Source organism: Shewanella sp. 10N.286.52.E4, from assembly GCF_041468785.1.
Lineage (GTDB): Bacteria > Pseudomonadota > Gammaproteobacteria > Enterobacterales > Shewanellaceae > Shewanella > Shewanella electrodiphila.
The window spans coordinates 47,703-71,303 of the sequence record NZ_JBFRJJ010000006.1; the positions used below are offsets into that span (position 1 = coordinate 47,703).

16 protein-coding genes are annotated in these 23,601 nt (G+C 40.5%); 10 read left to right on the forward strand and 6 right to left on the reverse strand.

Annotated elements, in window-relative coordinates:
• Positions 1 to 38: 38 nt before the first annotated feature.
• Complete coding sequence (locus AB4153_RS03250; RefSeq protein ID WP_102528530.1) at positions 39 to 542, reverse strand: DUF2062 domain-containing protein; 504 nt, start codon at positions 540 to 542, stop codon at positions 39 to 41.
• 64 nt (positions 543 to 606) lie between these two features.
• On the opposite strand from AB4153_RS03250, the gene AB4153_RS03255 reads away from it, so the two are divergent.
• From AB4153_RS03255 to AB4153_RS03275, 5 genes are all read left to right on the forward strand, one after another.
• On the forward strand, positions 607 to 3,273 hold the full coding sequence (locus tag AB4153_RS03255; RefSeq protein ID WP_371996362.1) for a DNA internalization-related competence protein ComEC/Rec2: 2,667 nt from the start codon (positions 607 to 609) through the stop codon (positions 3,271 to 3,273).
• A 40-nt stretch (positions 3,274 to 3,313) separates the two neighbouring features.
• On the forward strand, positions 3,314 to 5,119 hold the full coding sequence (gene msbA / locus AB4153_RS03260; RefSeq protein WP_102528528.1) for a lipid A export permease/ATP-binding protein MsbA: 1,806 nt from the start codon (positions 3,314 to 3,316) through the stop codon (positions 5,117 to 5,119).
• Complete coding sequence (gene lpxK / locus AB4153_RS03265) at positions 5,120 to 6,130, forward strand: tetraacyldisaccharide 4'-kinase (RefSeq protein WP_102528527.1); 1,011 nt, start codon at positions 5,120 to 5,122, stop codon at positions 6,128 to 6,130.
• Positions 6,117 to 6,290, forward strand: coding sequence for a Trm112 family protein (locus tag AB4153_RS03270; protein WP_102528526.1), 174 nt, complete (start codon positions 6,117 to 6,119; stop codon positions 6,288 to 6,290). Before lpxK ends, AB4153_RS03270 begins: the two co-directional genes overlap by 14 nt.
• Positions 6,291 to 6,611: 321 nt before the next feature.
• The gene (locus tag AB4153_RS03275; protein ID WP_371996364.1) at positions 6,612 to 7,334 is read left to right on the forward strand and encodes a lipopolysaccharide kinase InaA family protein; all 723 of its coding nucleotides are present in this window, start codon (positions 6,612 to 6,614) and stop codon (positions 7,332 to 7,334) included.
• 75 nt (positions 7,335 to 7,409) lie between these two features.
• Here the strand turns inward: AB4153_RS03275 and AB4153_RS03280 are convergent, their stop codons facing one another.
• The 4 genes from AB4153_RS03280 to AB4153_RS03295 form a co-directional block, all read right to left on the reverse strand.
• The gene (locus AB4153_RS03280; protein ID WP_371996365.1) at positions 7,410 to 8,273 is read right to left on the reverse strand and encodes an MBL fold metallo-hydrolase; all 864 of its coding nucleotides are present in this window, start codon (positions 8,271 to 8,273) and stop codon (positions 7,410 to 7,412) included.
• Positions 8,274 to 8,341: 68 nt separating this feature from the next.
• Positions 8,342 to 11,452 carry an efflux RND transporter permease subunit gene (locus tag AB4153_RS03285; RefSeq protein ID WP_371996367.1) on the reverse strand — a complete coding sequence of 1,037 codons (3,111 nt, stop codon included), beginning with the start codon at positions 11,450 to 11,452 and terminating at the stop codon, positions 8,342 to 8,344.
• Entirely contained in the window at positions 11,449 to 14,724 is a 3,276-nt protein-coding gene (locus AB4153_RS03290; RefSeq protein WP_371996368.1) for an efflux RND transporter permease subunit, read from the reverse strand. Before AB4153_RS03290 ends, AB4153_RS03285 begins: the two co-directional genes overlap by 4 nt.
• 10 nt (positions 14,725 to 14,734) lie before the next feature.
• A complete protein-coding gene (locus AB4153_RS03295; protein ID WP_371996369.1) occupies positions 14,735 to 15,826 on the reverse strand; it encodes an efflux RND transporter periplasmic adaptor subunit in 1,092 nt (363 codons plus the stop codon).
• Between the two features lie 460 nt (positions 15,827 to 16,286).
• Between AB4153_RS03295 and AB4153_RS03300 the strand changes: the two genes are divergently transcribed.
• Positions 16,287 to 16,730 (forward strand): N-acetyltransferase, encoded by a 444-nt coding sequence (locus AB4153_RS03300; RefSeq protein WP_303514102.1) that lies wholly within the window; start codon positions 16,287 to 16,289, stop codon positions 16,728 to 16,730.
• Between the two features lie 1,768 nt (positions 16,731 to 18,498).
• On the opposite strand, the gene AB4153_RS03305 is transcribed toward AB4153_RS03300, so the two are convergent.
• Complete coding sequence (locus AB4153_RS03305) at positions 18,499 to 19,785, reverse strand: citrate synthase (RefSeq protein WP_102528519.1); 1,287 nt, start codon at positions 19,783 to 19,785, stop codon at positions 18,499 to 18,501.
• 416 nt (positions 19,786 to 20,201) lie between these two features.
• Here AB4153_RS03305 and sdhC point away from each other — a divergent pair, with 416 nt between their 5' ends.
• Genes sdhC through AB4153_RS03325 form a run of 4 tightly spaced genes read left to right on the forward strand, consistent with a single transcriptional unit; the run spans position 20,202 to position 23,424 of the window.
• Complete coding sequence (gene sdhC, locus AB4153_RS03310; protein WP_102528518.1) at positions 20,202 to 20,597, forward strand: succinate dehydrogenase, cytochrome b556 subunit; 396 nt, start codon at positions 20,202 to 20,204, stop codon at positions 20,595 to 20,597.
• Entirely contained in the window at positions 20,591 to 20,938 is a 348-nt protein-coding gene (gene sdhD, locus AB4153_RS03315) for a succinate dehydrogenase, hydrophobic membrane anchor protein (RefSeq protein WP_055023360.1), read from the forward strand. Before sdhC ends, sdhD begins: the two co-directional genes overlap by 7 nt.
• Positions 20,939 to 22,705: a succinate dehydrogenase flavoprotein subunit gene (gene sdhA, locus AB4153_RS03320; RefSeq protein ID WP_229369062.1), complete on the forward strand. Its 1,767-nt coding sequence runs from the start codon at positions 20,939 to 20,941 to the stop codon at positions 22,703 to 22,705.
• 11 nt (positions 22,706 to 22,716) lie between these two features.
• Positions 22,717 to 23,424 carry a succinate dehydrogenase iron-sulfur subunit gene (locus AB4153_RS03325; protein ID WP_102528515.1) on the forward strand — a complete coding sequence of 236 codons (708 nt, stop codon included), beginning with the start codon at positions 22,717 to 22,719 and terminating at the stop codon, positions 23,422 to 23,424.
• The last annotated feature ends 177 nt before the right edge of the window (positions 23,425 to 23,601 follow it).

Sequence of the window (23,601 nt, forward strand, 5' to 3'; positions counted from 1 at the left end):
CAGCAAACATGCTGACTTTTTATGGTGTTTTTTACAGACTAATTCCTGCTTTTCCATTTGAATAATACTGAGTATTTCCAAAGACTTTTAATCACAAAAAAGCTGATAAAAGCAAAAATAAAGGCGTAAACAATACACCCTAATAGGAAAGGTGGGCCTATGGTGCCAATAGAGCTTTCAACCCATTGCCAACTGGCTTCAAAGTTAAAGTGAGTAGTTTCCATGCCTAATATTTTCGAGCCCAGTAAATAAGCCGCATAAAACATGAATGGCATAGTGATTGGATTTGTTAACCAAACGAGTGCAACTGCCAGTGGAATATTGACGTTAAAAAATATCGCCATGCCAGCAGCAATGACCATTTGAAATGGAAGCGGAAGCCAAGCAACAAATAATCCAATCGCAAATGAGCCAGGAGCTGACTTACGATTTAAGCTCCAAAGGTTAGGTTTATCTAATAATTTGCCGAAAACACGTAAATATTTGTGATTACGTAATGTTTCAGGATTCGGCATAAATTTTTGTAATAATTTTTTTGGCATATACGCGATTACTGTCTTTAATTAATCAATGATAAATCGATTCATTTATGGTTTTTGCGCCAGTATGCTTTTTAGCAATATGTTGCCAAGCTTACTTCCTATATGGATGGCGTCTATCATTCTGATTGTCGCTTTATCTTGCCTCATAAAATGGCCGTTCATCAGCGGAGCATTTAGTGGGCTTTTATTAGTTTCTTTTTGTTTTTATTCATTATTTTATTCACACGAATCTGAAATTCCTGTTCAAAAACAATTCAAGGCAGAGATAGTATCACTAGTTAGCACAAACAGCGACTGGATAAGTTTCGACATTCGTTTGATTTCTGAGCAAAATAGTTTTTATGACACTAACTATAGACTCTCATGGCAACAACCGCCTGAAGTAAAAGTGGGCCAAGTATGGCTGTTTACGGCGCGAATGAAGCCGATAACCAGTCCGATTAATCAAGGCGGATTTAATCAACAAAAGAATTTATTGAGTCGTCATATTGTTGCTAAAGGTCGCGTTAAGCAGGCTGAACTTGTTCATTATGACGTGCCATTAAGACAATCGATCATCAATAAGATGACGCCAATATTACATTCACTATCCCATGAGGCGGTGTTGAATGCGTTATTGTTTGGCGACAAATCTGAACTTACTCAAATGCAATGGCAGCAACTAAGGCAAACAGGTACAGGGCACTTAGTGGCGATATCTGGTTTACATCTGTCAGTCGTGTTTGGCTTGTTTTGGTTTATCTTCCGTCATAGCCTGCAACGCTTCACACCTGTGTTTAGTCGCAGAAACCTGCTACTTGCGATGATGTTTTCATCGTTAACCGTATTGGGATATGGCTATTTAGCTGGTTTTGCTATTGCAACCCAGCGTGCACTCGTCATGTTATTAATGTTGGTGATGCTGTCCATCGTAAATCATCATTCATCCCCATGGCAGCGGCTTACTTGGGCACTGTTTGCTGTATTAGCTATTGATCCTTTTGCGAGTTTAAGTGCTGGTTTTTGGCTGTCTTTCAGTGCGCTGGGGATCATATTGTTTACCCTTGAATACACCGCAACTAAAACAAACACTGAGAATAATGCAGTTGATGAAGCTAATAATTATGGCACTAATAATAACAGTAATTATGAGCATGAGGATCTTGAGGACGAGCTCGATGAAAAGGAAAATGACGAGATTGATGAAGGGCTAAAGACCAAGGAAGTATCAGCAGATAAGCGGTTATTTTATCAAAATTTCAAATCGACTTACCGTCATTATCAACAACAAACCCTGTTATATCTGCAAATATTTTGGGCCATACAGTGGCGATTGGCTGTTGGGTTAGGTTTATTGCAAGCGATACTGTTTGGCACCATTTCCATTAACAGTATTTGGGTCAATTTATTGATGGTGCCTTGGTTTAGTATCGTGGTCATTCCGCTCAGTATTATTGGCTTGGTGGGGAATATAATCCTAATGATATTGCCGCTAACTGAAGGCTTCAGGCAGCTAGTTGGTGCTAAATTGATGGCTTTAGGGGATATTTCTCTTGCGCCTTTTGAGTCTCTTATTAGTCAAAGCGATCAGTGGCCAATGGCGTTAGTGTATTTACCCGATACGATGGTTGTCTGTTTAATGATGTTTGCTTTAGGGTTATTTTTATTAAAGTGGGCAGTGGATGCCCCTTGGCGATGTGTGGTTGGTTTGTTGTGTGTGCCATTTTTTCTACAATTAACAGTGAGTATATTTGAGTCGAAAGCACCGTTACAGCAAGAGCCATTTGGTCAACAACAGACCTGGCACGTACATGTGCTAGATGTCGGTCAAGGTATGGCCGTGCTGGTACAACGAGGTAATAGGGCGATACTTTATGATACTGGCGCAGCTTACGGTCAAAGCTTTAGCTATGCTGATCGCGTCATAGTGCCAACTCTGAGAGCAAAAGGAATTAATCGTCTGGATTATATTATTGTGAGTCATGACGATAATGATCATTCAGGTGGGTTAAAGGTGTTAGCTCAGCATTATCCCAAAGCAGTGATTATCAGTGATACAACAGCGCATCATGATGCAATGACTGCAAATAATGTTAATGACCTTCACCTAAGCTCAGGCTCAGATACCCAAAAAGGCACAAAAAAAGGCACAAAAATTGGCACCCCAAAAGGCATCCAAAAAGACACAGGAATAACAACAGACACAACCACAGAAACAGTCACAGAAATAACAACAGCCACAGACAATGCACTTAACCACTGTGTAAATCGTCGATTCCAATGGGCTGGCTTAACATTGAGTCTTGCTGCAAACCCCACTGCCACCAATGACAATAACCGCTCATGTATTGCATATGTTGATGATGATAAGCACCGGGTACTACTGACTGGCGATATTGAAAAAAGCACTGAACAATATTTAGTAGAACACAAACTGTTATCACCCACTGATATTTTGTTAGCACCACATCATGGTAGTCGCACTTCATCATCTGAGGCGTTTATTGATGCTGTATCGCCAAAGCAGGTTATTTTTACTGCGGGATTTGCAAATCAATATGGATTTCCTAAAAAAGATGTTGTTGAGCGATATAAAACAAGAGGAGTTGAAACACTGATTAGCGGGAACTCTGGTCAAATAACTATCGATTTCAACTCGTCAAGTTATGCGATTCGTCAATATCGTTCAGATATTGCGCCATTTTGGTACAACAAGCTGTTTAGATTTGGTGAGAAAGTTAAAGCAGAGTAGAATATGGCCTTTGTTTGCTATTCAAGTGTTAATGTAATCAATGACAACAACTAATAACGAAATGTCGAGCGTATTTAAACGCCTTCTTACTTATCTCATTCCGATGAAAGGAATGTTCCTATTAGCCATTGCAGGCCTACTTACATATGGCCTTGTTGATGCAGCTTTTATTGCATTCATTAAACCTTTTATTGATGAAGGTTTTGGTCAAGCCCCTGCAGTTGTAGGCGGTGTTGAAGTTGATGTACCTACCCATGGCGGCTTTAACGCCAATAAAGATATTATGCTAATGGCGCCGCTGGTGGTCATTGGTATGTTTACTTTGCGTGGGATTGCCAACTTTGTGTCGACCTACTGCGTCTCTTATATGAGTGCGAAACTGATTATGGATATGCGCCAGCAAGTGTTTGAACACTACTTGCGTTTACCTGTCAGCTACATTGACCGTGAAAATAGCGGTAACTTAATTTCCCGGGTGACCTTTGATACTGAGCAAATCGCTCGAGCATCAGGCAGTGCGTTAATTTCTATTGTCCGTGACTCCATTACTGTCATTGCAATGTTAGCTATCATGTTTTTCTATTCGTGGAAATTATCCCTGTGTATTTTGGTGATAGGCCCATTAATGGGGATTGTGATAAGCGTGGTGAGTAAGCGTTTTCGTAAAGTCTCTAAGCAAATTCAATCAGCAATGGGTGGCGTTACTGCAACTACTGAGCAAATGATTAAAGGCCATAAAAATGTATTGGCTTTTGGCGGTCAGAAAACGGAAGTTAATCGATTCTTTAAAGTGAATGACTCTAACCGTCATCAGAATATGAAACTGGCTGTAGCTCAAGCCATTAGCCAACCTGTTATTATGATTATTGGATCGTTTGCGCTTGCATTTGTGTTGTATGCAGCAACGTTCCCAGGTCTTAAAGAAGAATTAACTGCAGGTACTTTCGCTGCAATTCTTGGCGCAATGATGGCCATGCTTCAACCAATTAAAAACTTAACTCGGGTTAATGCTGAATTCCAGCGCGGTATTGCAGCTTGTACTACGGTGTTTGAATTACTTGATACCGCACCTGAATCAGATGCTGGTGAGTTTGAAACGAAGCGCGTTAAAGGTAACTTGAAGTTCAATAACGTGACGTTTAGTTACCCTGACACTGAAAAACCTGCCTTAACCAATATTGATTTTGAAGTTAAACAAGGTAAAACCATTGCCTTAGTGGGGCGCAGTGGCTCAGGAAAATCAACGATTGCAAGTTTGATGACGCGTTTTTACACTGGTGTATCAGAAGGGGATATCACCCTTGATGACGTTAGTATTTATGACTACAAGCTTAAGTCATTGCGTAATCAAGTGGCGCTTGTTTCGCAGCAAGTGACACTATTCAATGACACTATTGCTAATAACATTGCTTACGCTTACCCAGGTGAAGTAACTCGTGAACAAATTGTCAAAGCGGCTGAACTTGCTTACGCAATGGAGTTTATTGAAACGCTACCGGAAGGGTTAGACACTGAGGTAGGCGAGAATGGCGTGTTGTTATCTGGTGGACAACGTCAACGTATTGCCATTGCACGCGCCATGTTACGTGATGCACCAGTGCTGATTTTAGATGAAGCGACCTCAGCATTAGACACTGAGTCAGAAAAAGCGATTCAACATGGTTTAGACAATTTACGCCATAACCGTACATCTATCGTGATTGCCCATCGCCTTTCAACGATTGAATCAGCAGATGAAATCCTAGTGATTGATCAAGGCTCGGTAGTTGAGCGTGGTACACACACGGATCTTGTTGCCAAAGAAGGTATTTACGCTAACTTGTATCAAATGCAGTTTGGTAACTAAATGCAAGGGTTAGTGAACAAGATTTGGTATCAAGGGCATCCAGCTAAGTGGTTGTTATTGCCACTTAGTGGGCTGTTTGCCCTAGTGTCATACATAAGACGCCTCGGCTTTAAACTGGGAATTAGCCAAGCTGAGACCTTACCTGTTCCTGTCATCATCGTCGGTAATATCACCGCAGGTGGCAGCGGTAAAACCCCCACTGTTATCTATTTGATTAACTTATTGCGCCAACATGGTTATAAGCCTGGGGTGATAAGTCGTGGCTACGGCGTCAATATAGATGGTGTAAAAGCCGTTAATGTTGCAGATAAAGCCACCGAAGTGGGTGACGAGCCAGCAATGATAGTTGCTCGAACGCAGGTTCCTATGGTTGTTGGTGCTAAACGCATTGATGCCGCTAAAGCACTGTTAGCTCAATTTGATGTTGATGTGATCATTAGTGATGATGGCTTGCAGCATTATGCTTTAGCCCGAGATATAGAACTGGCTATTGTCGATGGTCAGCGCCGATATGGTAATCAGTGTTTGATACCCGCAGGGCCTTTACGTGAAGGTTTATGGCGCTTAAAAACGATTGATTGGGCCATTAATAATGGTGGCAACCCGCAAGCAAATGAAATTGCTATGACTCTTGAACCTTCTGATCTTAAAGCGGTAAAACCGTCATCGAATGATGAAAAATGGCAACAGCAAGAAGCGATAGCAATGGCTGGCATCGGAAATCCGCAGCGATTTTTCGATAGCTTAGTGACATTGGGTTATAAAATTAAACAAACAAAAGCATTTGAAGACCATCAAGCCTTTGATGAGAATGAGCTTACGCAGTTGTCTTTGCAGATGCCATTGATTATGACCGAGAAAGATGCGGTTAAATGTCGCGATTTTGCACAACAAAACTGGTGGTATTTGCCAGTTAATGCGAAGCTTAATGAAAGTTTTGATACAGCATTTTTGAATCGACTAAAAGAAGTCGTCAAAGTTAAACAAGGAAACCTCCATGGCGTTCGATAAAAAATTACTTGAGATTGTGGCTTGCCCAGTATGTAAAGGTAAGCTGGAATTTGATAAAGAAGCAGATCAATTGATTTGTAAAGCTGACAAGTTAGCTTACCCAATTACTGAAGGTATTCCTGTTTTACTTGAAAACAGAGCAATACCACTGGAGTCTTAATTGACGACGGAATAAGTTCTCGATTAATTCGTAGCTAATTTAAGAGTTCTGATACAACTCCTTATGACTGGAAAAAGCGCTATTGTTGGCGCTTTTTTTGTGGGTGTCATTCGGGCTGATATTGGTTTTTGTTAAACGGTACATAGATATTCGTTGGTTAAATTTTATGCATATCATGTTATTTGAATGTAAGAGGTGTTTATAGAGTAATTGCACTAATAATTAATTAAGTAAAACTTACTCTGATACTGTTTGCTAAATTTGCTTCGATTGACGATTTGTCCAGATACTGAATATACAAATCAGTTGTGGATACTTGTTATGACTCAAATGCAATCTTTTAAAGACAAAGTCGCCCTAATGTTGGTATTAAACCAAGGGGAGCGGATCAGTCAGTTTGAACATCATGGTAAGCGTTACTGGTTAAAACAAGTTGAGCAGCTAACAGGTGCAATGCGTTTTTTAAAAGCAGATTCTGCTAAAGCCCTAATTAAAGAAACCCAAGTATTAAAGCAGCTAGACGCAGAGGGAGCGCCTGTGCCCAAAGTGGTGGCTAATGGTGAAGGATATTTGGTGATTGAAGATGCTGGGCGCACAGTACGTGATTGGTTAGATAACAATGATATTGCAGCTACAGAGCAGCAAAACATTTTGAATGATTCAAGCCAAGCGTTAGCCGACTTACATCAAATGCAACTAGCTCACGGCCGTCCAGCACTTAGAGATATTAGCTGGCGCAGTGGTGAAGTTAAATTTATTGATTTTGAAGCTAATCAACAAAAGGGACCTGTGGTAGAGCAACAAATCCGTGATTTGTTGGTTTATATTCACAGCTTGTATCGCTATTTAGGCGCAGATAGCGAACGTATTTCGAAAACCATCACAGCTTACCGACAAGCAGGCGGTGAAGCTATTTGGCAAAAATCCAAAGACTTTTTGGCCTCATGGCAATGGTTGTATTACTTCGTGAGTCCGATTAAAAACGTTGGTGGTAAGGATTTAAAGCCGGTTTATTGGGTGTTATGGCATTTTAGAAACAACTAGTGAATCAATCGAAATTAAAAAAGCTTGTGATATTCACAAGCTTTATAGTCATCTAAGCTTTGGTGATTTAATACGTTACTTTTTCAAATCCTGATATAGCGTATTAATCCATTTTTCTTCAGTGATGAAATTCCAGCTCCAATCTTTCCACTTTGCCGGTACACCTTCAGCTTGGATTTGTTCAAGTGTTTTACCTTGAGTGAGTTTCTTTTTCATCCAGTTAATCGAGTCATCAAGCATATGCTTAAATTTCATTAAGTCATTTTTGTTGGCGAGTTCACCATGGCCTGGTATCACTTGAGTCTGTTTATCCATCATGGTTAATGCTTTGGCAACATTGTCTCGATAACCAATAACTGAGCCGCCACCGTTTAAATCCACATATGGGAAACGGTCTTTAAAGAATAAATCACCCATATGAACTAAGTTATCGTTTTCCCAGAACACCACACTGTCACCGTCAGTATGGCCAGGTCCCATGTGTTTTAAGGTTAATGTGTCATTGTTAAAACGGATGGAAACATCTTTAGAATAAGTCACAACAGGGAGGGCAGCTTTGGGTGTGCCTTCTTTGGCACTTAGGCGTTTTAATACATTATGGTGGGCAAAGATAATCCCTTGTTCGCCAAAGTGCGCATTTCCGCCAGTATGATCGCCGTGATAATGGGTGTTGATAACGTATTTAGGTTTACCCGCTTGGATTTCATTTAACGTAGCACTTATTTTATCGGCTAAAGGCGCAAATTGGTCATCGATGATTAAGATGCCATCAGTGCCTGCTGATACGCCGATATTGCCACCTGAACCTGTGAACATATAAGCATTTTCGGTGAGTTTCTGGGAGGTGATAGTGACATCTTTAAATCGGTCATCGTCAGCGACAGTTGAAAAGCTGGTGATGGAGAGTGCAAGTAAGCAGCTAAGTGATGTACGGGTCATGATGGGTTCCTGTGCTATGTGGCCAAACTGTCCATTTAATGGAGCAGTTTGGCCTATTTATCCTTTTATTAAGTCCAAGGTAGCAGTTTTTTAGCCCGTTTGTCAGCTAAACCTAATTTAACAGATGATTGATAACGGATTCGGTATAAGGCTTGGTAACACAAAGGCACCAAATACAAACTGGTGACAGTTGAGAAACTTAAACCACCAATAATCGCTATTGCCATTGGTGAGTATGGTGGCCCACCGCCACCAATTTGGGTGTCGCCCATAGCTAATGGAACTAGCCCTAATACCGTAGTTGCTACCGTCATTAACACTGGACGTAAGCGGGTAATACATATTGATTTAATCGTAGCTGACAGGTCAGTTAATTTTGGTGTCATTTGGTTTATTTGATCGACCAACACAATGCCGTTGTTCACAACAATTCCCATCAAGATTAGGATACCAATCATGGCCATCACTGACATTGGTGTGCCTGAAATCCATAATGCCCAAAACACCCCAGTAATCGAAAACAAAATCGAACTGATAATCGCAGTTGGAAGCAACAGTGATTCAAATAGCGCTGCCATTACGATGTAAATCATCGCTAATGCCAAAATCATGTTAACCGCCATGATCGATTGGTCTTCATCTTGACGTTGAAAACCGCCTCGCAGGCTGTAGTCATATCCATAAGGAAAATTAACATTCTGCATGACTTTTTCGATTTGTTCTTGGGCTTCCTCGGTAGTGATTTCGTTAACGTTTGCCCCAATAGATAATGCGGTTTGACGGTTATAATGCCTAATAGTGTCAAAGCGTGGCTGAATGGTTATTTCAGCTAAGTTATCTAAACTGTAGACGCGCTCTCCTTGACGAATAATAGGCAGCTGTTTTAGTTGTTCTAAAGAACGTTGCCAGCTTTTATCGTAAGCTAACTCTATACGTAACTCGCCGTTTGGATCATGTCTAAATGAGCGCAGTGGGGTTCCACGCAGTGCCATTGAAATGTGAGAGGCAACTTCGTTGAGTTTTAAATCTAAACGAGCGGCCATTTCACGATTAATAGTCACAATCACTTCTTGCTGAGCCGCGTTCACTTCTGAGCGCACGTCTTCAAGCCCTTCAATGGCACTTAATAGCGGCACCACTTGCTGGCTTAAGGTAATTAACTCAGAGGTAGAGCGACCCGTTAAAGTGATCCTTAAACCAGAGTTTTCATTTCCCCAGCCAAACTGTGGCGTAGCTGCGGCGTACTTAGGAAAACCTTCTCGAATGGTTTTCTTTAGTTCTGACATTGGAGTTTCAATGTCTTTTTGCAGCAAAATAGTGGTTTGAATACTGTCAGCTGAATAGTAGCTATACACAGAATCAATCATGAAAGCTTCTTTATTGCCATAAAGGTAGTCTTCCATTTGGTTAATCATCGCTTCAGTGACTTTTAGGTTATGTCGACCTTCTAATTGATAATTGATATATAAACGGTCATTTCCTTCGCCATCAGATTGATCTTGTTTAACTAAATTCAAAGGCAGGGCAGTTGAAACCAGTATCAATACTGCTAATACCCCTGAGATTTTTGAATGGGCCAATACCCAGGTCAAACTGCGCTGATAATAACGCTGCAGTCTGGATTCTTTTTCTTCGGTTTCAATTTCAAAGTGCAATTTGGTCAGCATTAGTGGTATTAGGGTTTTCGCCACCAATAATGAAGCCGCAAGTGAAATACAAATGGCGATAGCTACGTGCTCAAGGAAGATAGTCAGTTCAACTTTAACGCCAACAATATTCGGTAAAAATACAATAGCTGTGGTTAAAGTGCCTGCAAGTACGGCCAAAGCAACTTTTTCAACGCCTGTGAGAACAGCAGATTCGTTTGCTTTTTGACATTGAGGCTTAGTATCTTCTTGGCCTGTTAAGCCATTGCGTTGTTTTTCCTGCAATACGCTTTCGGTAACCACAACCGCATTATCAATCAGCATACCCACTGCTAATAACAGTCCCATCATTGATAGAATATTTAAGCTGTAACCCAGTAAATACATACCAGCCAGAGTCATACAAATTGAAATGGGTACTGACGATACTACGACCAAGGTCATTTTTAAGTTTCGTAAAAACAGGTATAACACGCCAAAAGATAAGAAGGCACCGATTAAGCCCGAGATTAATAAGTCTTGCAGTGAGGACTTAACGCCATAAGCTTGGTCCTCCATCACAAATAGTTTAATGCCTTTGAATTGTTGATCTTGCTTAGTTTGCTCAATTACCTTTAATACACGTTCAGAAACATGGACTAAATTAGCGCCAGATTCTTTAAATACATCTAAACCCACAGCGTATTTTTGATCTAGATGACGACCTTCAAAAGGTTCTGGCAAAGTAAATTTAACCGAAGCAATATCGCCAAGGGTTGTGTTGGTATTGAGTTTAACCGCTTTGATATCTTCTAAAGATAAAAACTCACCTTTAGGCGACACCTGAAATACCTGGTTATTGTTACGAACCGTTCCCGCACTAATAACAAAGTTTTCAAGTTGCAGACGTTGTCTCAGTTCTGATGGGTTAATCCCAGATGCGGCTAACTTATCAGCATCAAGACGAATTTCAATTTGCTTTTGGTCAACGCCATATAAGGTGACCTTCGACACGCCTTCGATTCGCTCAAGGGGTTTACGTAATTGTTTATCCAGCAAATCAAATGCATTGGATAATTCACGCTCACTTGAAATACGAATGGTAAGCACTGGCATATCAGCAGTTGAAAACTGCTGAATGAAGACGCGCTCGACATCTTTAGGCAGTAAATGCCTTACTGAATCAATTTTTTCACGGGCTTCAAGGCTTTTTGTCGCTACATCTTCACCCCATTTCATATTCAGCTGAATGTTGGCGCCATCTTGAGAAGAGTTTGAGCGGACTTCTTCAATTCCGCTCATGGTGGCTAAAGACTCTTCGAGCACGCGAGTGATATCACGCTCCACCTCAGCAGGTGTTGAGCCTTTATATGGCACATTGACCTGTATTTGTGGAATGTCGATACCAGGGAACATTTCCAGTGGCAGCAAGCGACTTGATGCCATTCCAAATAATAAAATAGCAAGAAAGAACATGCTGGTGGTCACAGGTCTTTTAATCGCGAGCCTTGTGATACTGAAACCTTGTTGCTCTGTGTTAGTCTCTTGACTCATGACTGACCCTCCGTAGTAAGTGTAGAGGTCGCATCAGAGTTCGACTGTTCCGAAGCCGTTTGTTGATAATCTTTTTTATCAAAAATGCCATACAGGGCAGGGATAACAAGCAAGGTCAGCATGGTTGACATACTTAAGCCAAATATCACAGTAATTGCCATTGGCGCTCGAATTTCACTACCATCACCGACACCAATTGCCATCGGTAATAAACCGAGAGTGGTGGTTAAGGTCGTCATCATGATTGGACGAAGACGTGATTTTGCAGCTGTGCTAATGGCTTGATCTTTCTCGATGCCTTCTTTACGTAACTGGTTAATTCTATCGACTAATACAATGGCATTATTAACCACAATACCGGCTAACATAATTAATCCGATAAACACCACCACGCTAATATGGGTGCCAGTGATAAACAATCCAATCACACTTCCGCCAACAGCCATAGGCACTGCCACAAGGATTAATAGCGGATGCAACAAGGATTCAAATTGACTCGCCATCACCAAGTACACGAGGAATACCGCTAAAATAAGGGCAATTTTTAATGACTCAAAAGAGTGTTCCATTTCCTCGTTCTGGCCACCAAAGCGCGCTTGGATAGAAGAGGGGAACTGCTGTTGATTAAGGATTTGCTGCGCTTCCTTTACCGCTTCACTTAAATCACCATAACTTAAGTTTGCCGATACAATAGCCACACGTTGTTGGCTGACACGGTTAATCGCCGATGGACCAACTTGTAGCGATACGTCAGCAACGGCGCTCAGTGGTATAGCATGTTCACTATTGGGGTTGATAATTAATGCATTAACATCCTCAATGTTGTTACGTTCTGCTAATTCGCTGCGCACTAAAATATCCACTTTGCGATCGCGGACAGTATATTGACTGGCAATCGTGCCGCCAACGCGGTGGGCGATACGGCTGGCAACTGTTGGCGCATCTAAATCAAGTGCAGCTAGTCGTGCGTGATCAAAACGGATACTGATCTCAGGTTGACCATCACGAAGTGAAGTATTGATATCGCTAAATCGGTTTGATTGCGACAACGCTGAGACGAGTTGATCGCCACTGTGTTTTAGCTGAGCTAAATCATAACCAGACAGCTCGATTTCTAATGGCGTTTTAAAGCTAAATAACTCAGGATGCTCAATTTTTGCATCCAATGCCGGAATACGTCTTGCTGTTTCACGTAAAGTGGCTGCGACGCTGTCAAAAGCGTGCGTGTTTTCTAGTACCACTTGAAGACGTCCCCAGTTTTCACCACCGCGGGCAGTATCTGAAGTCATCAAACCACCGCTACCCGCTTGGCTAAAGGTGTGCTTAACATCTTCGTTATCACTGATTGAATAGGCGAGTTGCTCTAGTACTGCATCAGTTTTTTGTACTGCTGTGCCTGGTGGTAAAAGGATTTCGACGTAAAACTCACCTTGGTTCATCGGTGGGATAAGCTCAACGCCTAATCTCGGGAATAAACTTCCTGCGCCAAGAGTTAACATAACTGCGATGACGACTGTGACGACTTTATGAGACATGGCATGCTTTAAAACACCATGATAAATTCTTTCAATAAAGTGATAGAAAAAATTAAACCCTGTACTTAAAGGACGCATTACTAGACTGAATAACCACGAGAAGAATCGCGTGAAAATAATGACCAAGTTCAGTAGGGCATTAGGTAAATAGCTCAGTAGTACTTTAAAAGGAAAGCCAAGTATCATCGCTGCGTAATAGCCAATCTTACCTTTTGTTGTCGTGGGTTTTGCTTTTGGCGCTTCAGTGACTTCTTCAGGTAATTGAGTAAAGCCTTGGCGTGATGCTAGCATTGGAATGGCGGTTAACGCTACAAACAGTGAAGCTAAAAGAGCAAAAGTTACAGTTAAGGCTTGGTCTGAGAAAAGTGCCCCTGCAATACCGTCGACAAACACAAGGGGAACAAACACGGCCAGCGTGGTTAACGTTGAGGCAAAAATCGCTCCTGCCACTTCTTTACTGCCTTTTACAGCAGCATCTAGCCTTGCTAAGCCTTGGGCTTTGTAACGGTCAATGTTTTCTAATACCACAATCGCATTGTCGACTAATAAGCCAATAGCTAAGGCAATACCACCCAGTGACATAATGTTTAAACTGATTTCAGCAAAATACATCATGTTAAATGTGGCGATGACAGAGAAGGGGATCGAGATTGAAATGATTAAGGTGGCAATAATGTCACGCAAGAATAAATAAATTACCAACATGGCAAGCAAACTACCAAATAATGCTGCTGCGGTAACTTCACTCACCGCACTTTGAATGAACTCAGATTGGTCATAAATGACTTTTAACTGGTTTTCTTCAGATTCAGCATTGATGTTATTCAGCTCTGCTTGTATTTTCTGCGCCACAGAAACCGTATTGGCATCGCCTTCTTTATAGATAGCCAATTCGATAGATTCTACATCACCAATACGAGTGACGTCACTGCGCTCTTTATAGCCATCGACAATGTCTGCCACTTCTCGTAAACGGATCAAGGTTTGGCCGTTACGATAAACTATGACATCTCGTAGTTCTTCAAGAGAGTTAAACTGGTTTAAGGTTCTAACTAGGTATTCTTTATCACCTTGAATCACTTTACCCGCTGATAAATTGATGTTTTCTTCATTAATACGACGTTTGATGTCATCGGCATTAAGATTTAATTGCTGCAGTTTTTGTTGGTTTAACAAAATATGCACTTCTTGTTCTAACCCCCCCGATAACCTGACCGCAGCGACGCCAGAAAGCGCTTCAAGACGACGTTTAAGTTCCTCTTCTGCGAAGGTTCTCATGCTTTTTAACTGGGTTTCGCTTGCATCAGGTACAGACAAAGCTAAACGCATTATCGGATCTAAATTAGGGTTAAAGCGAAGTAGTAATGGTTTATTGATGTCTAATGGCAACTCAATAGTGTCGATTTTTTCGCGCACTTCAAGGCTTGCCATATCCATATTGGTGCCCCATTCAAACTCAAGCACAACATCTGACATGCCTGAGCGTGAAATAGAACTGATTTTACGTAAGCCTTTAACTACACCGACTGCTTCTTCAATCGGTTTCGAGATGAGTTGCTCCACTTCTACAGGCGCTGCGCCATCATAAGCGGTGCGCACTGTGACGCTTGGATAGCTTAAATCAGGTAATAATTTGACTGCTAAGCGTGTAAACCCGACCATGCCAAATAGCATTATGGCGAGCATAAACATCCACACGGTAACTGGACGTTTAACCGAGGTATTAATCAATGACATAATGGCTTCCTTACTTAGCGTTTAGACTGTTTTTGGCATAAGAAAGCGGGGTAATAATTTCAACTAATGATTGATCTTTGAGGTTCTGTTGGCCACGGATAACAATCTGTTCTCCTTGGTTAACCCCTGATATTATTTCGACCTTATCTTTTTCACGATACCCTAGGCGTACTTCGCGGCGGGTTGCTGTGTTATCTTCAATAACATACAAGGCTTGGGTATCATCTTGATTAATAATGGCATTGAAAGGCACTGTTACCACATCTTCATGAGTGTCGTATTTTAGCTCTACGCGAGTGAACATGCCTGCTTTAAGGTTTGCTTTAGTATTATCAATGGCGATAGTGACTTTAAATGTGCCACTTTGTGCATCGACAATCGGGCTAATACGCAGCACATTTGCAATAATTTCATTGGCTGTTGATTGCTTGCCACTGTTTGAATATTGATTGCTGATTTTAGCTTGTTGACCTAAACGCAGGCTGGTTAATTGCTGCTCTGGTAAGTGAACAATGCCGTGAAGTTCGTCTTGATTGACGATATAAAATAGTTCTTCAAACTCTTTCGCCATATTGCCTTTCTTCACATGTCGCATGGCTACGATGCCATCAATGGGTGACACGATTTGGCTTTCTATGACATGTAGCTCTGCTAAATCACGCTGCGCGATAGCCGCTTGTAGGTTGAACTCTAATTTGGCCATTACATCTTGGCTGACAAATTCTTTGTTTTTCATTTGCTTTAAACGATTCAATTCTTGTTCAATGATCTGAACTTCTGCTTGCGAACGTTTGTAATCGTAGTGCTGACGTTTAGCATCTATGGTTGCTAAAGCCTGTCCTTTACTGACGCGATCACCTTCTTCAACGTTAATTTCTTCAATTAAGCCCGCAATTCGAGTAACGACATGGGCTTCTTCTGGCGCTTCCAGTGTTGCAGTCGTGCTATAAAATGAAGACACATTACCCTGGGTGACTTGTGAAACTTCTACCGGGACGGCGTATTTTTCTTCTTCTTTAGTTTCTTCTTCTTGACCAGTGCAACCACTTAAACCTGAAGTCAGTGCTGCAATACAAAGTAGTGGGATTGTCATTTTTTTCATGCTGATTAACCTATCCATGGGGTACCTGCCAGTTCAATATTTTTGAATTAATGACGCTTGAGAAAGTTAAGTCTGAAAGGTTAACTTGTAAACGTCACGTTATCATTTGTAACTAATGTTTAATTTCAACTAACAAAGCACTAACTGTGCCAGTTTTTATTGTTGTTAAATATCAAGCGCTTAGGTTGTTGTGGTTACTTGTTTAGGCATAGTTAATATTATTATGTAGTGAAAATGTTTAATTTTTGGTGTGAATGACAAATGTAACTCTGATCGAAATTTATTCAGTTTGGGCTGACGTTGTGTAACTTTTCAGGTAAGTTAACTATCTAAAGGAAATCAAACAGATGTTAAGACTTACTGTCATTTGTTTGGCAAAGCTTGAGTCATAGCTTGTGTTAAATCATTAGTGACAATATAAAGCCAACATTAATATGGCTGCAGATATAAGGAGACTGTTTTGAAGATCATTCAAGCAACGATTGAGCAATTAAATTTGGTTACAACCTTATTCGATGAGTATCGTCAATTTTATGGGCAAGCTGCAAACATAGAGCAATGTAAAAAGTTTATTAAAGAACGTTTAATCGAGAGTGACTCAGTGATTTTTATTGCAACTAATGAAGAAGGTGAGGGTTTAGGGTTTGTTCAGCTTTACCCAACGTTTTCGTCTGTTGCGATGAAGAGAATGTGGATTTTAAACGACATGTTTGTTGCGACAGCCGCAAGACAACAAGGTGTGGCTAATAAATTACTCAAGCAAGTGGATTTGTTTGCGCAATATACTGATGCTAGTACCGTTAAATTGGCTACTGCTGTAGATAATGATGTGGCTAAGGCTTTATATGAGTCTCTTGGCTACATCAAAACCACCGCTTTTGATCACTATACAAAAGCATTTTAATTGGCGTTATCAGGCTAACGTATATAAATTAGAACTTACGTGCTGAAAATCGTTATTCCGGTTAAGGCAGGCATTAGCTTTGCAATGTTTGGCTTAACGTAATGCTTTATGGGAAGTTAGTTAAATAATCAATGCGATAATAGTAGCGCCAAGCCTGTAAAATCTGCTGTTTACATCAAAGCGAATTAGTAAACTTGAGTTTCGATTAAAAAGTAATCCACTTTTAATCTAATTGTACTTACCAATACTTAATCAGTAATAGTGAATATAACCTGGTCTGCTGATTAATCATTTAAACTAAAACTAATCCGATTTTAAGTAGAAGCCAAGCTGAGTTAAAGACACTCTAATGAGACTTCCGTATTTGGGAGTCTTTGCTTTTTTGAGCTGGGTTTATAGATAAAATCGCGATAGACGGTTTATTCGGTCAGTTATTTTGTCAGTTATTTTGTCAGTTTTATGAAGATTAAATTCACCATCTTACTGGTTAGCTATGGAACTAGTGCTATTACGTATAGAGTTTATGGCTCATTTTTAAAGCAAAATACCAATTTAAAGGCCGTTATAGAAACTATTTTCACTTTTTTAAAAAATAATTAAATTTTTTATCATTTTTTTTTGTGCGCTAATAGTGAGCGTTCTGCACTTAAATTGCGCAAAATCCGTTAAAATCTCAACTTAAATTTTTAATCGCTTATTTCAATGACGATATTTTCCTATTTCTAATTAGGTATAAAAAAATGCAGACTTTTAATTTACTGCCATGACTAAGAGCATTTTAATAATTATGATTACATTCTTATAACCAAATAGAATAAACATTACGTTTATCACGTCGTTTTTAAGGCCGAAATTACCAAGATGGTGCAGTTTATGGCTACGATTTTTTATCTTTTTGGTGAATATTCATTCATTATTTAATTTGTTGTTTGTTATAAAGGTTGTGAATTGGTCAGTTAGGTTTGTTGGTTTGGTATGTCCTTTATTAGTATTGGTAATATGGCTATTGGGGTTTGGTGATACATGATTTTGTTATTGGTAATGTGAGTTTTGCTGTCTTTGCTTAGCGTATTCATACCGCTCTTAACTAGAGACTCATGATGTGTAGTTATGGGAGTGACCTTAAGAACAAACCAAGTATTTATCACTTTAGCTATTCGTTAACTCTTTTTTTCTAGCTCTTGTTCTAGCTATTTTAATGGCTTTTTAATAGACAGGGCTCACGCACTTAACGTTTTGTATTGAGGCGATATGCGGCGTTATAACTACATCGGAAAAAGGTTAACGGGTTTTTTTAAGCTTTTAAACTGCAATTGAAAACTAATTATTTCAAGGCTAAGCACTATTAATTTCATAGATATATTTGGATGGAAGTAGTTAATAAGTAGGGGGTTAGGCTTTTTAAGGTTTTGTGGGTTTTGTTGCAGTGGAGCTGTATTAGCTGTGCTGAAATAGATCTACAAAAATAGAGCTGTTGAAATAGATAAACTAATTTAGTGGTGTGATTCTTATAAGTGCGATTGCTAAAGTGTGATGGTTGTAAGTGAGATGGTTATAAGTGAGAGCAAGTTAATGACGATAACCTTTTTTGAGAAGCAATAGAGGTTTGCCTTTGATCAATTCATTGTACACCCTAGTTTTACTATAAATGATGTTGGTTCAAACTGCTGTATGCAACAGCTTCATGCAGATGTTTATAATAAATGTTCGCAAAAAATATGCATAAAAAAAGCGCCCATTAAGGCGCTTTTTATTAAACGATAAAGATTTATCGTTTATCTAAGCTGACAAAATCACGGTCTTCAGAACCAGTGTATAACTGGCGTGGACGGCTAATTTTGTGACCTGGTTGGTCTAACATTTCTTTCCAATGTGCAATCCAACCAACAGTACGTGAAAGTGCGAATAACACTGTAAACATACTCGTAGGAATACCGATTGCTTTCATGATGATCCCTGAGTAGAAATCAACATTTGGATAGAGTTTCTTAGATACGAAATATTCGTCTTCTAATGCAATACGTTCAAGTTCCATTGCTACGTCTAGTAGAGGATCTTGAACATTAAGTTCAGCTAAAACTTCATGACAAGTTTCACGCATTACTTTTGCACGAGGGTCGAAATTCTTGTAAACACGATGTCCGAAGCCCATTAGGCGGAACGGATCAGCTTTGTCTTTCGCACGAGCAATAAACTCAGGAATGCGGTCAACACTGCCAATTTCTTCAAGCATGTTCAAACAAGCTTCGTTAGCACCACCATGAGCTGGACCCCATAGTGAAGCGATACCCGCTGCAATACATGCAAATGGGTTAGCACCTGATGAACCGGCTAAACGAACTGTTGAAGTTGATGCATTTTGTTCATGATCTGCGTGTAATACAAAGATTCTATCCATTGCTTTTTCAACAACTGGATTAACTTTGTACTCTTCACAAGGAACAGCAAACATCATCGACAAGAAGTTACCTGCGTAACTTAGCTCGTTGCGTGGATAGACGAAAGGTTGGCCAATTGAATACTTGTAGCACATTGCTGCAATCGTTGGCATTTTAGAAACGAGGCGGAAAGCCGCAATTTCACGATGTTTTTCATCATTTACATCAAGAGAATCTTGGTAGAACGCAGATAATGCACCAGTAACGCCACAAAGCATTGCCATTGGGTGTGCATCACGACGGAAGCCTCTAAAGAAAGAAGCTAATTGTTCATTAACCATTGTGTGGTTTTTTACCATTGATACAAACTCTTCGTACTGAGTTTTGCTTGGTAATTCACCGTATAGCAACAAGTAACAAACGTCTAAATAGTTAGATTCAGTAGCTAACTCATAAATTGGATAGCCACGGTGTGTAAGCACACCTTTTTCACCATCAATGAAAGTAATCGCAGACTCGCAAGAGGCTGTCGCAAGAAAACCAGGATCAAAAGTGAAATGACCTGTCTTTCCTAATTTACTGATATCGATTACGTCAAAACCAGCAGTTCCCTGCTTGATTGGCAGTTCGATTGAATCGTTCCCCGGTAACTCTAATTTGGCTATATTGTCAGCCATACCCCGTTCTCCTTACTTCATTCTTTTCTGTGAGTGCGGCATGTTAAGCGGACATTACTTTACAGTGAATCGTGATCACATTTCAATTTAAATAAGCGTTTAAATTTATTAGACCATGGTATAAACCTTGCTAGACGCCTTGCCAGCGTTGGCCTAGAAAGAAAAAAAATGCAAAAAAACAAATTTTGCATAGTGTGACGTTTGTATTTGACAATGGGCTTGAGTATACTTGGCCTCGCCCACAAAGGGCGACAAACATCACATTTTTGAAATCCTTTTGTACCTAGCTAAATTAGTGATTTCTCAAATAGTTAAGTGTTTGATAGTAGTCTGTTAACTTTCAACAATTTGTTTACATAAGTAGTTTCATGTATCAAATGGAAGCAAAGCAAGATGAATAATAAAAATAATGCTCAATGGAGCTGAGTGAGCAGAACGTGAAAAAGCAAAGACCTGTCCATATAGACCTACAGACCATTCGCTTTCCTGCAACAGCGATTGCGTCAATTCTTCACCGCGTATCCGGTGTCATCATGCTGTTTGCTGTCGGTATTCTTATTTGGATGCTAAATGAATCTTTAGCATCGCCTGAGAGTTTCGCTGGCCTACAATCTCTTTTTGATAACTTGCTGGTTAAGTTTGTTATCTGGGGAATTCTTACTGCGTTGGGTTATCACTTAATCGTTGGCTTACGTCATCTGATTATGGATACCGGCCGTTGGGAAGAATTAGCCTCAGGCTTAGCATCAGCAAAAATCGCCTTTGTTCTATCAGCGGCGTTTTCAATCATTGTGGGGATTTGGGTATGGTAACCAATGCAGCAAGCCTTGGACGCAGCGGTGTTCATGACTTTATTTTAATCCGTGCGAGTGCCGTGATTTTAACCTGTTATACCATTTTTATGGTTGGTTTTATTGCATGTAGCGCCCCTTTAACTTACGAAATTTGGCATGGTCTTTTTAGTACCTTACCAATGAAAGTATTCACTTTATTGGCACTTGTTGCTGTATTGATCCACTCGTGGATTGGTATTTGGCAAGTTCTGACTGATTACGTGAAAAACGTTTCAGTACGTGGACTACTTCAGTTCGTATTTGTCGTAGCAGCTTTTTGTTATCTTGCTGCAGGCATCATCATAGTGTGGGGTGTTTAAGTGGCTATTCCAGTACGCGAATTTGACGCAGTAGTGATCGGCGCTGGTGGCGCTGGCATGCGAGCGGCTTTACAAATTTCAAAAGAAGGTAAGAGCTGTGCGCTTTTATCTAAAGTGTTCCCAACACGTTCTCATACCGTATCTGCGCAGGGTGGTATCACCGTTGCACTAGGTAATGCGCATGAAGATCACTGGGAACAGCACATGTACGATACTGTTAAAGGTTCTGATTTTATCGGTGACCAAGAAGCTATCGAATTCATGTGTAAGACAGGTCCAGAAGCGGTTATCGAACTTGAGCAAATGGGTTTACCTTTCTCTCGTTTTGAAAACGGCACTATCTATCAACGTCCGTTTGGTGGCCAATCAAAGAACTTTGGTGGCGAACAAGCGGCACGTACTGCAGCTGCAGCTGACCGTACAGGTCATGCTTTGCTTCATTGCTTATACCAACAAAATGTAAAACACAAAACTGAAGTGTTTTCTGAGTGGTATGCATTAGATTTAGTTAAAAACGATGACGGCGCAATTGTGGGTTGTACTGCAATTGAAATCGAAACTGGTGAAATTGTTTACTTCAAATCGAAGGCAACAATTTTAGCAACAGGTGGTGCAGGGCGTATTTACGCTTCTACTACTAATGCTCACATTAACACTGGTGATGGTGTTGGTATGGCAATGCGCGCTGGTGTTCAGATGCAAGACATGGAAATGTGGCAGTTCCACCCTACGGGTATCGCTGGTGCTGGTGTACTTGTAACTGAAGGTTGTCGTGGTGAAGGTGGTTATCTTTTAAATAAAGATGGCGAACGTTTCATGGAACGTTATGCACCTAACGCCAAAGATTTAGCCTCTCGTGACGTTGTTGCGCGTTCAATGATGACAGAAATTCGTGAAGGTCGTGGATTAGATGGTCCACTAGGCCCGCACTGTTTACTTAAGCTTGATCACTTAGGTAAAGAAACATTAGAAGCACGTCTTCCTGGTGTTTGTGAACTTTCTCGTACGTTTGCGCATATTGATCCAGCAGATGGCCCAATCCCTGTATTGCCAACATGTCATTACATGATGGGTGGTCTACCCGCTAAAGTTAGTGGTCAAGTTGTTCGTCAAAACAACGATGGCACTGAACAAGATATCGTGGGTTTATTCGCTGTAGGTGAAATTGCTTGTGTATCAGTACACGGTGCAAACCGCCTTGGTGGTAACTCGTTACTTGATTTAGTGGTATTTGGTCGTGCAGCAGGTCAACATTTAGGTAAAGCCCTAGATGAGACAGCTGACCCTAAAGAGCCTTCTGACGCGCAAATTTCTGCATCTCTTGATCGTCTTAATCGCTGGGAAAGCAATAAAGATGGTGAAGATCCTGCCGTTATTCGCAAAGACTTACAGTTATGTATGCAACTTAACTTCTCTGTATTTAGAAGTGGCGATGCAATGGCTGAAGGCCTTAAAGAGCTTAAGAAGATCCGTGAACGTTTAGCGAATGCTAAGTTGTCAGATAACTCTTCAGAATTTAATACTCAACGTATTGAATGTTTAGAGCTAGATAACTTAATGGCAACCGCAATTGCGACAGCTTACGCTGCTAACTTCCGTACAGAAAGCCGTGGTGCGCATTCACGTGAAGATTTCTTAGACCGTGATGATGAAAATTGGTTATGTCACAGTGTCTTTGACCCTGAAACTGAACAAATGACTAAGCGAGAAGTGAACATGGAGCCTAAGCTTCGTGCCGCATTCCCGCCTATCAAGCGTACCTACTAGGAGTCGTTGAGATGAAATTGGAATTTGCAGTTTATCGCTACAATCCTGATGTAGATGCTAAGCCTTATATGAAGGATTACAGCTTAGAAGTGGAAGAAGGTACCGATATGATGGTACTGGATGCACTGATGAAGCTGAAAGAGTTAGACACGTCGTTATCTTTTAGACGCTCATGCCGTGAAGGTGTTTGTGGTAGTGATGGCGTTAACATGAATGGTAAGAACGGTCTTGCGTGTATCACGCCTGTTTCTACCTTCAAAGGTAAGAAAATTGAAATTCGTCCTTTACCAGGCATGCCTGTGGTACGAGATTTAATCGTCGACCTAACTCAGTTCTATACTCAGTACGAAAAAATTAAGCCGTTTCTTATCAATGATGAGAAAACTCCGGCTCGTGAACATTTACAATCTCCTGAAGAGCGTGCTCATCTAGATGGTTTGTATGAATGTATCATGTGTGCTTGTTGTTCTACTGCTTGTCCATCATTCTGGTGGAACCCTGATAAATTTATCGGGCCAAGTGGTTTACTCCATGCATATCGCTTCTTAATCGATAGCCGCGACACTGCGACTGAAGAACGTTTATCTGGTCTAGACGATGCTTACAGTGTATTCCGTTGTCACGGTATTATGAACTGTGTTGATGTTTGTCCTAAAGGGCTAAACCCAACTAAAGCTATTGGCCATATTAAGTCAATGCTTCTGAAGCGAGCAGTATAAATGCACAGTGTAGAGCTTGGATTATCGCTTAAATAGCTCTTGATGAGAGCCATCTTCATCATTGAGGATGGCTTTTTGTGTGTATTAGGAAGACCTTTGTATTTAATTCTATAAAATTATATAGTTAGATACGATTCGATTGCGGTGCACTAGGTATCGTAATTATGATTATGGCGA

What these genes read in the sequence shown, in the direction of transcription:
- AB4153_RS03250 (WP_102528530.1), bottom strand. Translation starts at nt 542, where the DNA reads ATGCCAAAAAAATTATTACAAAAATTTATGCCGAATCCTGAAACATTA.
- AB4153_RS03255 (WP_371996362.1), top strand. Translation starts at nt 607, where the DNA reads ATGCTTTTTAGCAATATGTTGCCAAGCTTACTTCCTATATGGATGGCG.
- msbA (WP_102528528.1), top strand. Translation starts at nt 3,314, where the DNA reads ATGACAACAACTAATAACGAAATGTCGAGCGTATTTAAACGCCTTCTT.
- lpxK (WP_102528527.1), top strand. Translation starts at nt 5,120, where the DNA reads ATGCAAGGGTTAGTGAACAAGATTTGGTATCAAGGGCATCCAGCTAAG.
- AB4153_RS03270 (WP_102528526.1), top strand. Translation starts at nt 6,117, where the DNA reads ATGGCGTTCGATAAAAAATTACTTGAGATTGTGGCTTGCCCAGTATGT.
- AB4153_RS03275 (WP_371996364.1), top strand. Translation starts at nt 6,612, where the DNA reads ATGACTCAAATGCAATCTTTTAAAGACAAAGTCGCCCTAATGTTGGTA.
- AB4153_RS03280 (WP_371996365.1), bottom strand. Translation starts at nt 8,273, where the DNA reads ATGACCCGTACATCACTTAGCTGCTTACTTGCACTCTCCATCACCAGC.
- AB4153_RS03285 (WP_371996367.1), bottom strand. Translation starts at nt 11,452, where the DNA reads ATGAGTCAAGAGACTAACACAGAGCAACAAGGTTTCAGTATCACAAGG.
- AB4153_RS03290 (WP_371996368.1), bottom strand. Translation starts at nt 14,724, where the DNA reads ATGTCATTGATTAATACCTCGGTTAAACGTCCAGTTACCGTGTGGATG.
- AB4153_RS03295 (WP_371996369.1), bottom strand. Translation starts at nt 15,826, where the DNA reads ATGAAAAAAATGACAATCCCACTACTTTGTATTGCAGCACTGACTTCA.
- AB4153_RS03305 (WP_102528519.1), bottom strand. Translation starts at nt 19,785, where the DNA reads ATGGCTGACAATATAGCCAAATTAGAGTTACCGGGGAACGATTCAATC.
- sdhC (WP_102528518.1), top strand. Translation starts at nt 20,202, where the DNA reads ATGGAGCTGAGTGAGCAGAACGTGAAAAAGCAAAGACCTGTCCATATA.
- sdhD (WP_055023360.1), top strand. Translation starts at nt 20,591, where the DNA reads ATGGTAACCAATGCAGCAAGCCTTGGACGCAGCGGTGTTCATGACTTT.
- AB4153_RS03325 (WP_102528515.1), top strand. Translation starts at nt 22,717, where the DNA reads ATGAAATTGGAATTTGCAGTTTATCGCTACAATCCTGATGTAGATGCT.